Origin of the sequence: Erwinia sp. S38, from assembly GCF_016624545.1 — a bacterium.
In the GTDB taxonomy this organism is placed as follows: Bacteria; Pseudomonadota; Gammaproteobacteria; order Enterobacterales; family Enterobacteriaceae; genus Erwinia; species Erwinia coffeiphila.
Window position 1 is genome coordinate 1 of the sequence record NZ_JACVTS010000044.1, and the last position, 13,755, is coordinate 13,755.

A 13,755-nucleotide genomic window follows, 5' to 3' on the forward strand; every position below is an offset into this window, starting at 1 on the left:
TTCTGAACTTTTGCTTTGCCACGGAACGGTCTGTGTTGTCGGGAGGATGCGTGATCTGATCCTTCAACTCAGCAAAAGTTCGATTTATTCAACAAAGCCCGATGGAGGCTTAACGCCAAACAAATCGAAGTGACATGACGGTATTATTTACAGTCTAATGTGATGGCCAGTATCAGTTGATCATGACAACCAAAATTCAAACTTTGCCGCAAACAGGCATACCAGCAGGAGGTCTAAAAATGCCGCCGGCAGCTACAACTGGTAGTAAATTTTCGGCGCTTAGATCGTTGTTTTTCCGCTCGCAATCACACTCCTTTGACTAAATTGTTGCCTGTCGACATTTTTATATGCTAAATATGCCGAATTGCAACTTTTAAAGGAAACCCAGCCATCATGGATATACTATTTCAGACCATTAGCCGGGAACAGAATAGCGACACCACCAATCTCGCGGATTTGCCGTTGCCGGATATGCTGGTGCTGCTTAATCAACATGATGCCTGCGTTCCGCAGGCAATCAACCAGGTTTTACCTCAGGTGGAAACCGCAGTGCGCCTGATTACGGCGCAGATGAAAAAGGGCGGTCGGCTCTTTTACGTCGGGGCGGGTACCAGCGGACGCCTTGGGGTGCTGGACTCCGCTGAGTGTCCGCCCACTTTCGGCACCGATCCTGAGCTGATTCAGGCGGTTATCGCGGGGGGGCTGGACGCTATGCTGCGCGCCGTGGAGAACGTCGAAGATGATCGCTCTGCCGCAGTAGCAGCACTACATAGCAGAAAGCTGGCAGAGGAAGACGTGGTGCTGGGTATTGCCGCCAGCGGTCGCACGCCGTTCGTGCAGGCAGCCCTCGACTATGCCAAAGAGACGGGGGCTAAAACCATCGCACTTACCACTCGCGGCCTCAGCGCTATTTCGCACCAGGCTGATATTGCTATCGCGCCGGACGTGGGAGCGGAGGTGCTCTCCGGTTCTACTCGTATGAAGAGTGGTTCGGCACAAAAGATGTTGCTCGGGATGATTAGTACCGCAGTGATGACACGGCTTGGCAAGGTGCATGGCAATTTCATGATCGATGTGAAGGCGTCTAACGAAAAACTCTACCGCCGCGCGGAATATATGGTGTGTCAGATTTGCTCGATTGACGAGCCAGGTGCCAGAGATCTGCTGCAATCGGTAGGATATAGCGTGCGTGCGGCGGTGCTGCGCCAGCTACTGAACCTGCCCCCAGAAGAGGCGCTGACCCGAGCCGCAGAGCCATTTCGTACGTTAACATCACAGCTAGGGGCCGTAGGGAAATATGGCGAATAAGATAGAGCACCTGGAAGCGGTAGCAGATGCTATTGAGCAGAATATTGGCGGTTTTGGTAACGTCGTCACGCTGACGAACTGTATGACCCGGGTACGCATCGTGCTGGCCGATCGCGCGCAATTTAATGCCGACGTGCTGCGTAAAATCGAGGGCGTAAAAGGCGTAGTGGATGCAGGCGAGCAGTTTCAGATTATTGTTGGGATGGGTACGGCTGCGAAAGTTGCGGGAGTGCTAAATAAAAGGCGTGGCGGGTCGGACTCCGCTCCTGCGGTATCAGCGGAGAGGAAACATTTTTCCGTGCGTCGGGCACTTAACACTCTGGCGGCGATTTTTGTTCCAACGATCCCGGCGCTGATTGGTTGTGGTCTGATCCTGGGCCTGATCAACGTCGTGAAGCTGCTGTTTCCGGGGTTGGTGACCAGCCATCAGGAGCTGTTCACGCTGTTCACCGTTATCGGCAAAGCGGTTTTCGCTGTACTGGCCTTAATGATTGGCATGAACACCTCGAAAGAGTTACAGGCCTCCCCGGCGATTGGTGCAGTCATGGCGGCAATCCTTACCGCTCCGGATCTGGCGGGTATTAAGCTGTTCGGTTTTGCCCTGACACCGGGCGGCGGAGGCATTTTTGCCGTGCTGCTGGTATGCGCGTTTGCGGCTAAGTTCGAACTCTGGTTTCGCAACTGGTGCAAGGAGAGTCTTGATCTGATCCTGACTCCGATGGTGACGATAATGATCTCTTCGATGGTGGCGCTACTGGTTCTGCAGCCTGCGGCCCATGCGATCAACCTTTGGCTGGGTAATTTGGTTTCGCTGGCCTTGCTCAACCACTCAGCGGCATCGGTGATTGTCGGCGCGGTGTTGGGCGGCGGGTTCCTGTTCCTTTTGCTGACTGGATTGCATCAGGGGCTCATCCCGATCCACGCTCAGATCCTTGACACCTTTGGCCTCAATTACCTTTTCCCAATACTGGCGATGGGTGGGATGGGGCAGGTAGGGGCTGCCGCTTATGTCTATCTGAAGACGAAAAATCCGCGCCTGAAAAAAACCATCGCCGGTGCGCTGCCTGTGGGGATTATCGGCGTAGGAGAGCCGTTGCTGTTTGGCGTGTCGCTGCCGCTGGGTAAACCCTTTATCGCAGGCTGCATCGGCGGCGCGGCGGGTGGTGCGGTCATTGCGGCCAGCAAGATTGGCATCATTATCCCGTTCGGTACTGCCGGGCTATCGCTGCTGCCACTTGTGGGACCAGGCCAGATCGTGCCTTTTCTGCTGGCGGTAGGCTGCGCCTGGATCGTCGGTTTCATCGCGGCTATGCTGCTGGGCTTTAACGATCCAATAGAGTAATTCGGGTGATTTATGGAAACGGTTATCAGCAAAATCAGGGCGTTGGTGCATACTGGAAAGCGCGGCGAACGGGCAATATCGGCCTTTATCATTGAGCAGGGGTTTGACCTTTCCGCGATGAGCGCCACGCGGGTGGCGCAGGCTCTGAAGATCAGTGACTCCACTGTGATTCGCTACGCCAGAATGCTGGGCTGCAATGGTTTCCCCGACCTGAAGCTGCAGTTAGCTGCTGCAAAGCCTGAAAGCGTTGCAATCAGGCAGGAGATCTATGAGGGGATTGAGGCCGGGGATAGTACTGTGCAAATCGTGGCGAAATCGAAGCGACTTTTCACCAGCAAGATAGAACAGTCGCTGGATTTGATTGAACCTGAAGTGATAGACACCTGTGCGCAGCTACTGGTTAATGCCCGTAGGATTGTGCTTGTGGGAATAGGCTCCTCTGCCGTTATTGCGCTCGATATGAATCACAAGCTTATTCGCTGCGGGCTGAACGTGTTGTTTAACTATGACTATCACACCCAGCTGATACAGGCGTCGCTCCTACGCCCCGGTGATGTTCTGCTGGCTATTTCGGCTCGAGGTGAGAGTGACGAGGTGATAGAGGCTCTGAACCTTGCCCGCGACAAGGGTGCGCAGACTATTGCACTGACCCGCTACGGAAAAAACAGAGCCAGCGCGCTGGCGGAACACGTTATCGCATACAGCTACACCGAAGCCCATGAACAGCTGGGTATGGTGACGCCGCAGATCTTACAGATGATTGCCTTCGATGTTCTTTTTTTCAAAATTAATAGCCTGATCTCTCATGACAGCATGCAAACTGCCATGATCGCTGTAGACAGGCATCAGCAAATGCGAGGTTAACAATGAAGAGTGGACTGTATCTCGGGGCGACGCTGCTGCTCGTGGCGGGCGTTTGCCAGGCTAAAAACTATGCCATCGTCTATACCGACAGCATTCATTCATTGCAGGATGCCGCGCAGGAGAGTGTGTGGACGAAGGCTAATGCACTGACGGACTTTAGTTTCCCGTGGAAAAACGCTCCGGCACCGAAAACTGAGTTTCGTGCTCTCTGGACGCCAGAGGCCATCTGGTTCCGCTTTGACGTTGAGGACCATGATGTCCAAGCTGGCAACCAGCCAGATAAGGATGAAGCTGTGCTGGCCTCCGACCGGGTGGAGCTTTTTTTCTCCACCGGCCAAGCTTTGCAACCTTACTACACCGCAGAGATGGACTCACGAGGTCGGGTGTTTGACGCAAAGGCTGAGTTCTATCGTAAAGTCGATCAGACATGGAACTGGCAATCGCTGAAAATTGTCGCCAGTCCGACGCCCAATGGCTATCGAGTCGTGGGAAAAGTGGATATTAAAGAGCTGGATACGCTTAAGCTCTGGCAGGACAAAGGCCGTAAAAACCTGATGTGCGCCATCATGCGTGGGGAGTTCAGCGCTGACGGACAGGGTGGGCAAAACCGTGAGTGGATAAGTTGGGTCAAACCGGATTCTGCGAAGCCCGATTTTCATATTCCTTCCGCATTTGGCACCTGTTCATTGGTTAAATAGATCTTCCTGTGAGGAGCACATCATGAAAAACACAAAGAAACTTAACAAAGCAGTGCTGAACTTTGGCGTACCCAGTACCGCGATTTATATACTCTGATGTTCATCAGGTCTCCCTTTACTGGATGACGCAGAGAATATCAGTAGTTAAGCGTTCGCAGTTATTAGAGTCACAAAACCGAGACACTGAAAAGGAGTTCTGATGAAGATTTCCCGCCTCGGAGAAGCACCGGATTATCGTTTCTCACTGGCAAATGAACGTACTTTTCTGGCGTGGATCCGCACCGCACTTGGATTTCTTGCTGCGGGGGTGGGGCTGGACCAACTGGCTCCGGAGATTACCTCCCCTGTTATTAGGGAATTGCTGGCACTGTTGCTGTGTCTGTTTGCCGGTAGTCTGGCAATATATGGCTATCTGCGCTGGTTACGTAATGAGAAGGCAATGCGGCTGAAGGAGGACCTGCCATACACTCAAAGCCTTTTGGTAATCAGCCTGATTTTGATGATCGTGGCTATGATAGTGATGATAGCGTTGGTGTGAATGCCGGATAGCCGTAAAGCTCGCAGTGTCGCCGATCCGGGACTTCAACCAGAGCGAACATCATTGGCGTGGTTTCGTACCCTGCTGGGATGTGGTGCACTTATGGCGCTAATGCTAAAATATAACCAGCCTCAGGCTGAAGCTCTGTTCTGGGTCTATATTGCCGTGCTGGCTACGGTTGCAATTATCCTCTGGCGCTATAGTCGTAGCTTAATTTTGCTGGATGTGGTGCATTACAATTTTTCTGAATATCGTGTGGTTTTTGCGAAACTTATGATTTCACTTGCAGTGTTATCCCTCGCAATACTGTTTGCTGTTACGCACATACGCCAGATTATCGATATAATCAGGAGTTTTACTGTCGTGGCACACTGATTCTGTCCACCTGATCGAAGGTGATATACTCAATTCCACAACACTAAAGGTGATCAAATGGCTTAACATTTCAGGGCATAACTTAAGCTTGAAGCAGGTCGACTGATTGTTGACCACGGCTATACCTACGTAAAAACCGTTGAGGCGATTAATGTCAGCCATTCAGATATTACCCTCTGGGACAGTAAGCTACATCCTGAATGCAAGGAATAACGCCCGCTGGATTTAATCTGACGCCAGAACAGTTCGAACTGCATGAAGCTAAGAAGAAAATCCAAAGTTCTGATGCGGAGAAAAAAATCCTAAAATAATAATGCTCTCTTAAGACTTTGTTGGATAATAGGAAATTATGCAGCTTTAGCAGTCCTTATTTGGTAGATGATGCTTTTAACTATTACGAGAATTTTTCGATAATGACCTTAACCTACTGATTTCAAGTTGCGGAAGAGTGGGGTTTTGTTGGGCCGCAGCATAATATCTATTTATTCAACTAATGTCACCGCATACTAAATCTTAGTATTCATTTGACAATACCTTGTAGAAAGTGACTGTCGTTCTAAAAATCGGTGGAATTGCATGACAAAGTTATCGGGCACTGTCTGACGATAAATCATTACCAGTAAATTGGAGTCATTACCCAGGACCGGTCGGTCTGGCAGAGATATGAGGTGATTGCGGGATATTCCTTCCTGTAATCCCCACCGGCGCCGGAGGGCATCTATACTGCCGCTCTCGGGTTCTGGCGCTCCATTTTTCAGCAGAGTGTTTTCAGCAAGAAGGTTGCCGGACTGTGGGTAAGGAAGGTTGGAAAGTAATTTCTGGTTTTTACTGTTAGATATTATTAACTCTAATTCCATAATATTGTTATAGTTTATCAGATTAAGAAACCAGCAGCGTGAAATCAGCCAGGTGGGCACTTTGAAAAATAAACTTCTTTATCTGTTATCTGCTTTTTCCACATTTGCCGCCGTAGCACAATCAACTGATGAAGTGGTGGTTACCGGAGGCAGGTACTATGTCGGTAACGTTTTTGGCCAACATGACTATGCAGCACATACAAATATCTCGCTGAATTCCTACAGGATAATGCGTACTGAAGTCACCTACCGGCTTTATTCAGATGTTCACGAATGGGCTCTTGAACGTGGTTATACGTTCGGCGTCGGATGTAACGGTGCAACTTTCGAGGACTGCCTGCAATCCGATACAGACGATGGTACACATCCGGTAACCAGCGTTGAATGGTCAGATGCAGTGATTTTTGCAAATGCATTGAGTGAAAAGACAGGACTGAGACCCGTCTATTTAACCAGGAAGGGCGTACCTGCACGTGACAGTTCCAGTTACGAATTTACACAGGATACCAGGGCTGATGGTTACCGCTTACCCACAACTGAGGAATGGCAGGTAGCTGCGAGGGGAGGTAAAGCCGGACTGGATAATGCCCGTTATGGTTTCAGATTCGCTGGCAGCAACAACGCAAAAGCTGTCGCCTGGTTTCCAGAGTTTGATGATCCGAATTTCGGTACTACCCGCGTTAAAACGCTGAAACCAAATGCACTTGGGCTGTATGATCTGAGCGGTAACGTTTCGGAATGGGTTGATGATTTCGACACCGTTTCCGGAGTGAAAATGTATTATTTTTGTGGCGGCAGTTACCTGATACGCACGGGTAGTCTGGCTGGCTGCGACACCCACAGTGCCGGCTACGCGCTGCCTGATACGGGGTTCAGACTGGTGCGAAAATTTTGAACCTGAAAATGCCTTTTAAAATACTGGCGGCCATGCTGATAAGCATTCCGGCTTTGTCACAGGCTGACACCCGCATCCCCCTGAATAAGGGCCTGACCAGCCTTGATTTGAATAATGATGGCTCACCTGACGCTGTTTTTTCCGCCACTTATGACAATAACACTTCTCATCCCGGTGATACTTTCAACATCTTTATCAGACAGGGGAAAGACTGGTTTATCGTCCCGGTTCCTGACGACGACGGGTTTACTTGGGAAAATTTCAGGTTGTCAGCATCATCTCTTAAAATAAGCGGTACAGAACTTCATCGCTATAAAGGGCGCGTTTACCTTATCAGGGCGACCAAATATGCAGGCAGCTCGGGGAATGGGGATGTTACCGACAAATCGCGGGTAAGGTTTTCGCGATTTCAGTTGGAAAAAAACATTGAAGATCCCGGTACATCGATTTTTTACTGGCACCCTGAAGGCATTTACCTTACAAAACAGTACTTTGATGATGTGGATGAAGCTTTTCAAATTCTGGACATGGAGAAATTTCGTTGAAACTTATCGCAGGTATATTACTTTTCTTCCTCCCCTTCTGCAGCCATGCAGGGGAAAAGAGTCTATATCATGATTTGATACAGCAGTCACTTAATCAGCAGCCTCTGTGTCTGGGTGAGAAGCAATGGCCGGTTAGAATAATAGCAGGTACTGATCTGTGGGTTAATGCAAAAATGGAAGCGCTTGTCGAAGCTGGCCTGATTTCATCTCATGTGAAAACAGGGAGTAAAATATGGGAGCTAACCCCTTATGGTCAGTCTTTTTTCTCTGAACATCATGATTTCTGCTACGGAACCATGCGTGTCAGATTCATAAAGGCTGTTTCGACAGGAAACGCAGGCATTACTGATGTCACCTTCACCTATTATATTCATGCACTGCCCGCCTGGGCGAAAAATCACTCAGTGCGCGTTGCCAATACCGACCTGGATAATCTGGTCATGGGGATTGATTCAGTACGCTATCATGCCCGGTTTAATACCGACTCTCAGGGAAATATAAGGCTTATCAGTGAACCTGAACAACTTGATTTATTTTACTAGAAGATGGGCTGCAGAACGTTTTTTATGGCGCCAAGTTTTACAGGGGACCTCGCTAAGCAGTATAAAGAATGATACTGATGCAATGCCCTCATACCGTCTTTCTCAACAGCCTCAGCATCAGATTTTTTTTTCAAAGCCAGCGTCAGTTCAGCCTCATCAATTTTAATACATGAAATTGCATTCCAGATTGTTTCCAATTCCTGAAACTCAGCCATTTGCAGTATTAAACTGATACGATACAAGTATCCACAACCATCATGAAAAGGCTCAATGGCATGACAGTCTTCAACCACCTGGACGGTGTACACCTTCAAATCAACGGCGCGCGCATCTATTACGAACAACAGGGCAATCAGGACGGCCCGGCACTGCTCTTTCTGCATGGAGGTCTCGGTGATATGCAAACCTTCAATACGCTGGCGTCGCATCTGGGAAAAACCTACCGCTTGATCGGCATCGACAGTCAGGGACATGGAAAATCCACGCTCGGTATTTATCCCCTGACATACAGGCGTATTCAGGAGGATGTGCAGGCTGTTATCCGGCATTTGGGAATTACCAGCGCAAGCGTAATTGGCCACAGTGACGGCGGCATTGCGGCCCTGCGCTTAGCCGCGAGCGGTAAGACCTGGATCGACAAGCTTATTACGATCGGCGCGCACTGGTCGTTATCACAGGACGACCCAACCAGAGAGATGTACGCGAACATCACCGCGGCAGACTGGTGTGAAACGTTCCCTCGAGAGGTCGATCGCTACCTTGCACTGAACCCTGAGCCTGATTTTGAGAGGCTGATGGCGGCAGTGCGGCAGCTCTGGCTTGACGACAGTGAAGCAGGCTATCCGGGCGAATCCGTGCGTAACATCCGTGCCCGCCTGCTGGTCGTGCGGGGCGATGAAGACCAGCTTGTCTCTCGCGCTAATGCTGTCGAACTGGCAGACCGGGTGGCAGGAGCTATGTTTCTGAATCTGCCATTCACTGACCATTCTGTTCAGGAAAGCCAGGTGCAGTGGTTACTGCCAGTGCTGGATGAGTTTCTGCAGAAGCAGTGAGGGGTCTGGAATCTTTGCTGTCTGCTGATGTACGCCACGATCTATCGGGAAGTGACACAATACAACTGAATCCTTTAGTGTCAGGTATCTGAATAAACCGGGCTGCCCAGGATGGCGGGTTTGATAAGGCTTCCACGCAGCGCTACCCGCTGCCGGAGCGTATCACCGGTAACCTCACCGGTCTGGACCAGGTGATGGAGCAGTCGGGCTGGCGTCGTGAGCCTGTTTCCGGTGATAACCCGCAGATGCACCATCTGCATACCAGTTAAATTTTGAGAGTGAACCACACGGTTTGGCACGCCCTCTCCCTGACCAGCATTCTCTCGCATGTAGCTGCTAAAGCCGGGACAGACAACATCCGGGGCAGCTTAGGCAGGTGTCCTCGTTGGAGCCTGTATATCATAGTGGGATGAGATTTTTCATTGCAGGGTTGGTTGCCACAGTCATAGTTAAACAACCCTGTTATAACCGGTATCATATTTGGTATATGAAATAGCTATATTTTTAAATCCTTCCTTCATATTACACCCTGACAAGCCCCCGTTAAGCCTCTGTTGTATAATGAGTTATCCGGAACTGATAATGCTGATGAATGTTCGCTTTTGCCAATTTTAATGTACTGCAGTGTGTAATGATTTCCGTAATCCTTAACATTGACCACGTTGTTAAAAACACTGCCTGTACTGATATCAGGCAGGAGTGATTTCCACCACGCTCTAATGAGAACCTGAATAATCATTAGAAAAAATAACAAGTTGAATAAATGTTCTGCTTACAGGAAACATTTTGAGTCCTGAGCGTTCGGAATATTCCTGAAAAGGTCCTACACTTCTGAAGCAACTGTGCATTTTTTATAATTTAAGGACATATTATGGAAATTCATAAAGATGCTGTTCTGGTCAGACGTATTTCGTGGGGAAGTGTGATTGCAGGGGTGGTTACAGCCATTGCATTGTCACTGCTTTTCACAACGCTCGGAACGAGCCTTGGTCTCTCAATGTTAGAGCCTAAATCAGAAGATATCATTAATGGTGCTGATAAGGCTGTGATAGCCTGGTCTGTTGTCTCTGTTGTGATAAGCCTGGCCTGTGGCGGGTTTATTGCGGGGCGTCTTGCCGGGACGGACGGGACCGTTCACGGTTTTCTGAGCTGGGCCACTTCGCTGATAATTGCTTCTGTGTTGGGATTTGCTGCGGTAGGGGGCGTACTGAACACGGCGGGCAGTGCTGTCAGCGGTATTGCATCTGCAACCGGGAGTGCAGTGAGCGGTATAGGCAGTCTGGCTGGAAAAGCTGCTGGCGGCTCGGCAGATGTTGCCTCCGGGCTTACTGAAAGCCTGGGTCTGGATACCAGCTTTGATTCAAATAACGCAGACCAGAAAATTACGGATGCGCTCAAAAAATCAGGCATCCTGGAACTTCAGCCTGAGTACCTTCAGACACAACTTAAAGCGGCAGGTAATGACATTACCCGCGCACTGAAGGATCTCGCTGTCAGTCCTGATAGCAGTGATGCTATTCTTGACCGTCTTAGCGACAGACTTAAGTCGCGTGCAGAACGTGTCACTAAATCTGTAGACCGGGAAGATGTTAAAAAAGCATTGTCTGCCAATACCACAATGACGGATCAGGAAGCAGACAAGGCTGTCGAAAACTTTATTCAAACCCGTGATAACGCCACAGCTCAGGTCAGGGAACGTCTTAATGACGTTGAGGGGCAACTGAATGAGACCAAAGAGCGCTATGCTGAACTCAAAAAAGAAGCCATTGAAAAAGCTGACGCTGCAGCCAGTGCTGGTGCAAGAATGGCTCTGTGGTCATTTATAGCACTGCTGACTGGTGCAGTGGTAAGTGCCTTTGCCGGCCTCTGGGGAGTCAACACGCACCCTGAGTACCGACGTACCCGGGCGTAATATCACCATTCCCGGGCTGGCAAGACACAGCCCGGGAATAAGTGAATATTAAACAGTTAATTAATGCCTGGAATGATATACGGTGCTGACTGGTGTGGTCAGCTCATTTTCATGATTTAGACAAAGTGCGAACAGACCACGTAAACGGATTTCAGCCTGCTCGCTGGATTTTTTCTGTCAGTGAGGTATTTCCGACACTTCTTTCACATCCTGTCTGTTTATCTGCTGCTTCACTCCATTAGCATCCGTATAACCAATTAAGCCTGTTGATGATTCTTTAGGTTTTCCGTCACTTATAATCGTTCTGCCATCATTGGTGTGTATGGCATAGCTCGTACGGGTACACCCCGTAAGTACTGACAGGGCAACAATCGCAGCGAAGGTTGTTAAAAAAATTTTTTTCATAGTTTAATCCCTCTATCAGTTATAGAATTCACCTGCATCTTCTCTAATGAATACCCTTTTACATCCGCTCCCGTGCATGTCAATACTGCAAAAATCTGGTCTGAGAATTTCAATGTTACTCTGCATGCTTTCAAAGCACACTTCAGCTGACATCCTGTGCATTCAAAAACAGGATCATGGAAACAAAGGAACAATCTCACTCAGAAACAGGTTAACTTTCCAGTACATCAGCGAAATAATCGGCTTTTTAAGGATAGCTGTTTTTGAGTTTCTTGAAGGGTTTTTGTATATATCGCAGTTGAGATATTGATCCCCTTTACAGACTCGAGAAGTCACGAGCGGCGCCCGACAGTCCACAACAAGGGTGTAAATTTCTACTGTCGTGGGTCGGTTCAACTATAGGGCAGGATCGTCTACCGGGCCGGGGTAAGTCCAACCTGATCTTACCCAGCAATAGTGGACACGAGACTAAGTGAGTAAACTCTTAACCAGAGGTGACTCATATGACAAAACCAACGGCGACCAAAAAGCCACGTGAACAACACTCGCCAGATTTCCCCTAGGAAGCCATCAAGCTTGCTGGCTCTGTCGCATTAGCGTATGCATGTCAGCAAAATGTATGCTGCTGATTTTTCAGGCAGCTAACAGATAAGATTGTTCTGCGGGTGACATCCCGTCACCTGCCGGATGCTGATATTGCCCTTTTCTTATCATGTGGAGCAGTTCAATGCCGGCCTGTATCGTCTGCGCCCGGCGAAACGATTTGAATCCCGGCATCAGACGTATCCGTCGTTTGATATTTCGGTGATCCTGCTCAATCAGGCTATTAAGATATTTGTTTTGCCTGATGGTGATGACTTCTTCTTCTGATTTGTTGTCATTGACTGTGACCAGTGCCGCTGTACTGGCACCACTTTTATCGATGGTCACCACTTCAGGTTCGCCAGGCTGGCGAATGGCTTTGCGGAAGAAGCACAGGGCCACTGCGGTATCCCGTTCAGCCGTCAGTAAAAAGTCGATGGTCGGGCCGTCGGTATCCACTGCGCGGTACAGATACTTCCACTGACCTTTGATTATAATGTAGGTTATCCGCCACCGCCGACCTATTGTGCGCTTATGTCGGCGAAAGGCCTTGTCCAGCAACGGCACCAGGCGGATAACCCGGCGGTGAAGTGTGGAATGATCAACGACAATGCCGCGCTCAGCCATCATTTCCTCGAGATTACTCAGGCTCAGGGCATAAGCCAGATACCAGTGAACACACTGAGCAATAATATCAACAGGGCAGTGCAGACGTTTGAAGGCTTTTCGGAGCGGCTGCATAGTCAGGTAATATCGAAAAAAAACAGCATGTTATCTGACGACTTCTTAATGCAACAGAGCCAGGCTGATTCACTCTGGCAGAAGCGCAGGTGCATCAGACGACCGGTCGCGTCATCGATGTAAACCAGCAGGCAGCATTTTGGTGCGCGGCCTTCGAACCAGTCATGATGAGAGCCGTCGATCTGGATGAGTTCTCCAAGACAATCCCGCCGCTGGCGGGGCTGATAAATCCTGGGCTGACGGCGAGCGTGCGGGATCCAGAGTCCGTCAGCAGTCATCCTGCATCGCAGCGTCTCAAAGGAGACCGCGTTCCCGTGGAGCTCCTGGAGCTTTTCTGCGGCAAGTTTGGGTCCGAAACCGATGTAATTTTCACGTAGCAGCGTCAGTATCTGGCATCGCAGCGCATCGTCAATCCGGTGAGTACCAGGTTTACCGCGGCGCGCTATCGTCAGCCCGACAGCGCCGGACTCGCGATAGCGGTTCATCAACCGCTGAACCTGACGTTCAGTGAGCTGCATCACGGCGGCGCAGACGTTTTTCGATAACAGCCTGAATGACGGGAAGACGGTGAAGTTCTTTATTCGACATGGTCACCAGCATCAGCAGAAATCTCCCAGAAAAGGTGGTAAACGCGCCGTAACTGGGTGACATTAGAAACTAGCTAAAAAGTGACATTATCAGGTTGATATTTAACATAATTAACACCCGCACTTGGCGCGCATAATGTACATTATGTTAAATTTTACGACATTGGTTCATCAGTTTATGACTCACTCATAACAGTGCTAATCGTATTTATCTGCATGTCAGGTCACCAGAGTCTCTATCAGAAGCAATCCTGAACTCTTCCGGAATCAATATTTTTGGATGCGAAAATTCCAGGCACTTAAAAGTTCGGGAGGCAGTGAATGGATTGTTTTCACATGCAATAAAACGGCCCGAAATTGCGGGCCGTATTTTTATAAAAACTTTTAAAAATCAGTGTTTCTAACCTTGCATAGGCTTTGTTGAATAAATCGAACTTTTGCTGAGTTGAAGGATCAGATCGCGCATCCTCCCGACAACACAGACCGTTCCGTGGCAAAGCAAAAGTTCAGAA

At 49.3% G+C, this 13,755-nt stretch carries 14 protein-coding genes and 1 pseudogene; 11 read left to right on the forward strand and 4 right to left on the reverse strand.

Annotation, left to right across the window (positions count from 1 at the left end; genetic code table 11):
* Nucleotides 1-393 precede the first annotated feature (393 nt).
* The 9 genes from murQ (at nt 394) to IBT46_RS26480 (ending at nt 7,964) form a co-directional block, all read left to right on the forward strand.
* Nucleotides 394-1,308 carry an N-acetylmuramic acid 6-phosphate etherase gene (gene murQ, locus IBT46_RS26435; RefSeq protein WP_200548055.1) on the forward strand — a complete coding sequence of 305 codons (915 nt, stop codon included), beginning with the start codon at nt 394-396 and terminating at the stop codon, nt 1,306-1,308.
* Nucleotides 1,298-2,650, forward strand: a complete 1,353-nt coding sequence (locus tag IBT46_RS26440) for a PTS transporter subunit EIIC (protein WP_200548056.1) — start codon at nt 1,298-1,300, stop codon at nt 2,648-2,650. Before murQ ends, IBT46_RS26440 begins: the two co-directional genes overlap by 11 nt.
* 12 nt (nt 2,651-2,662) lie before the next feature.
* Nucleotides 2,663-3,514 carry a MurR/RpiR family transcriptional regulator gene (locus tag IBT46_RS26445; RefSeq protein ID WP_200548057.1) on the forward strand — a complete coding sequence of 284 codons (852 nt, stop codon included), beginning with the start codon at nt 2,663-2,665 and terminating at the stop codon, nt 3,512-3,514.
* 2 nt (nt 3,515-3,516) lie between these two features.
* Nucleotides 3,517-4,212, forward strand: a complete 696-nt coding sequence (locus IBT46_RS26450; RefSeq protein ID WP_200548058.1) for a sugar-binding protein — start codon at nt 3,517-3,519, stop codon at nt 4,210-4,212.
* A gap of 199 nt (nt 4,213-4,411) precedes the next feature.
* On the forward strand, nt 4,412-4,750 hold the full coding sequence (locus tag IBT46_RS26455) for a YidH family protein (RefSeq protein WP_200548059.1): 339 nt from the start codon (nt 4,412-4,414) through the stop codon (nt 4,748-4,750).
* Nucleotides 4,751-5,125 (forward strand): DUF202 domain-containing protein, encoded by a 375-nt coding sequence (locus tag IBT46_RS26460; protein WP_200548060.1) that lies wholly within the window; start codon nt 4,751-4,753, stop codon nt 5,123-5,125.
* Between the two features lie 909 nt (nt 5,126-6,034).
* Complete coding sequence (locus IBT46_RS26470; protein ID WP_370569549.1) at nt 6,035-6,877, forward strand: SUMF1/EgtB/PvdO family nonheme iron enzyme; 843 nt, start codon at nt 6,035-6,037, stop codon at nt 6,875-6,877.
* Nucleotides 6,874-7,422, forward strand: a complete 549-nt coding sequence (locus tag IBT46_RS26475) for a CpmJ protein (RefSeq protein ID WP_200548061.1) — start codon at nt 6,874-6,876, stop codon at nt 7,420-7,422. The genes IBT46_RS26470 and IBT46_RS26475 overlap by 4 nt, the downstream gene beginning before the upstream one ends.
* Nucleotides 7,419-7,964: a CpmK protein gene (locus IBT46_RS26480; RefSeq protein ID WP_234480315.1), complete on the forward strand. Its 546-nt coding sequence runs from the start codon at nt 7,419-7,421 to the stop codon at nt 7,962-7,964. The genes IBT46_RS26475 and IBT46_RS26480 overlap by 4 nt, the downstream gene beginning before the upstream one ends.
* Here the strand turns inward: IBT46_RS26480 and IBT46_RS26485 are convergent.
* Nucleotides 7,961-8,347, reverse strand: coding sequence for a hypothetical protein (locus IBT46_RS26485; protein ID WP_234480316.1), 387 nt, complete (start codon nt 8,345-8,347; stop codon nt 7,961-7,963). The genes IBT46_RS26480 and IBT46_RS26485 overlap by 4 nt on opposite strands.
* A gap of 15 nt (nt 8,348-8,362) precedes the next feature.
* Between IBT46_RS26485 and IBT46_RS26490 the strand changes: the two genes are divergently transcribed.
* Both IBT46_RS26490 and IBT46_RS26495 read left to right on the forward strand, forming a co-directional pair.
* Nucleotides 8,363-9,016, forward strand: coding sequence for an alpha/beta fold hydrolase (locus IBT46_RS26490; RefSeq protein WP_234480317.1), 654 nt, complete (start codon nt 8,363-8,365; stop codon nt 9,014-9,016).
* A gap of 871 nt (nt 9,017-9,887) precedes the next feature.
* Nucleotides 9,888-10,928 (forward strand): TIGR04086 family membrane protein, encoded by a 1,041-nt coding sequence (locus IBT46_RS26495; protein ID WP_200548064.1) that lies wholly within the window; start codon nt 9,888-9,890, stop codon nt 10,926-10,928.
* Nucleotides 10,929-11,105: 177 nt separating this feature from the next.
* On the opposite strand, the gene IBT46_RS26500 is transcribed toward IBT46_RS26495, so the two are convergent.
* From IBT46_RS26500 to IBT46_RS26510, 3 genes and pseudogenes are all read right to left on the reverse strand, one after another.
* The gene (locus IBT46_RS26500) at nt 11,106-11,333 is read right to left on the reverse strand and encodes a YgdI/YgdR family lipoprotein (protein ID WP_200548065.1); all 228 of its coding nucleotides are present in this window, start codon (nt 11,331-11,333) and stop codon (nt 11,106-11,108) included.
* Between the two features lie 633 nt (nt 11,334-11,966).
* A complete protein-coding gene (locus IBT46_RS26505) occupies nt 11,967-12,656 on the reverse strand; it encodes an IS6 family transposase (RefSeq protein WP_200548066.1) in 690 nt (229 codons plus the stop codon).
* Between the two features lie 59 nt (nt 12,657-12,715).
* Nucleotides 12,716-13,244, reverse strand: a pseudogene (locus IBT46_RS26510) (helix-turn-helix domain-containing protein); the annotation flags it as partial.
* Between the last annotated feature and the right edge of the window lie 511 nt (nt 13,245-13,755).

Excerpts from the sequence above, each read along its gene's own strand:
- murQ (WP_200548055.1), top strand. The coding sequence starts at position 394 with ATGGATATACTATTTCAGACCATTAGCCGGGAACAGAATAGCGACACC.
- IBT46_RS26440 (WP_200548056.1), top strand. The coding sequence starts at position 1,298 with ATGGCGAATAAGATAGAGCACCTGGAAGCGGTAGCAGATGCTATTGAG.
- IBT46_RS26445 (WP_200548057.1), top strand. The coding sequence starts at position 2,663 with ATGGAAACGGTTATCAGCAAAATCAGGGCGTTGGTGCATACTGGAAAG.
- IBT46_RS26450 (WP_200548058.1), top strand. The coding sequence starts at position 3,517 with ATGAAGAGTGGACTGTATCTCGGGGCGACGCTGCTGCTCGTGGCGGGC.
- IBT46_RS26455 (WP_200548059.1), top strand. The coding sequence starts at position 4,412 with ATGAAGATTTCCCGCCTCGGAGAAGCACCGGATTATCGTTTCTCACTG.
- IBT46_RS26460 (WP_200548060.1), top strand. The coding sequence starts at position 4,751 with ATGCCGGATAGCCGTAAAGCTCGCAGTGTCGCCGATCCGGGACTTCAA.
- IBT46_RS26485 (WP_234480316.1), bottom strand. The coding sequence starts at position 8,347 with ATGCAGAAAGAGCAGTGCCGGGCCGTCCTGATTGCCCTGTTGTTCGTA.
- IBT46_RS26490 (WP_234480317.1), top strand. The coding sequence starts at position 8,363 with ATGCAAACCTTCAATACGCTGGCGTCGCATCTGGGAAAAACCTACCGC.
- IBT46_RS26495 (WP_200548064.1), top strand. The coding sequence starts at position 9,888 with ATGGAAATTCATAAAGATGCTGTTCTGGTCAGACGTATTTCGTGGGGA.
- IBT46_RS26500 (WP_200548065.1), bottom strand. The coding sequence starts at position 11,333 with ATGAAAAAAATTTTTTTAACAACCTTCGCTGCGATTGTTGCCCTGTCA.
- IBT46_RS26505 (WP_200548066.1), bottom strand. The coding sequence starts at position 12,656 with ATGCAGCCGCTCCGAAAAGCCTTCAAACGTCTGCACTGCCCTGTTGAT.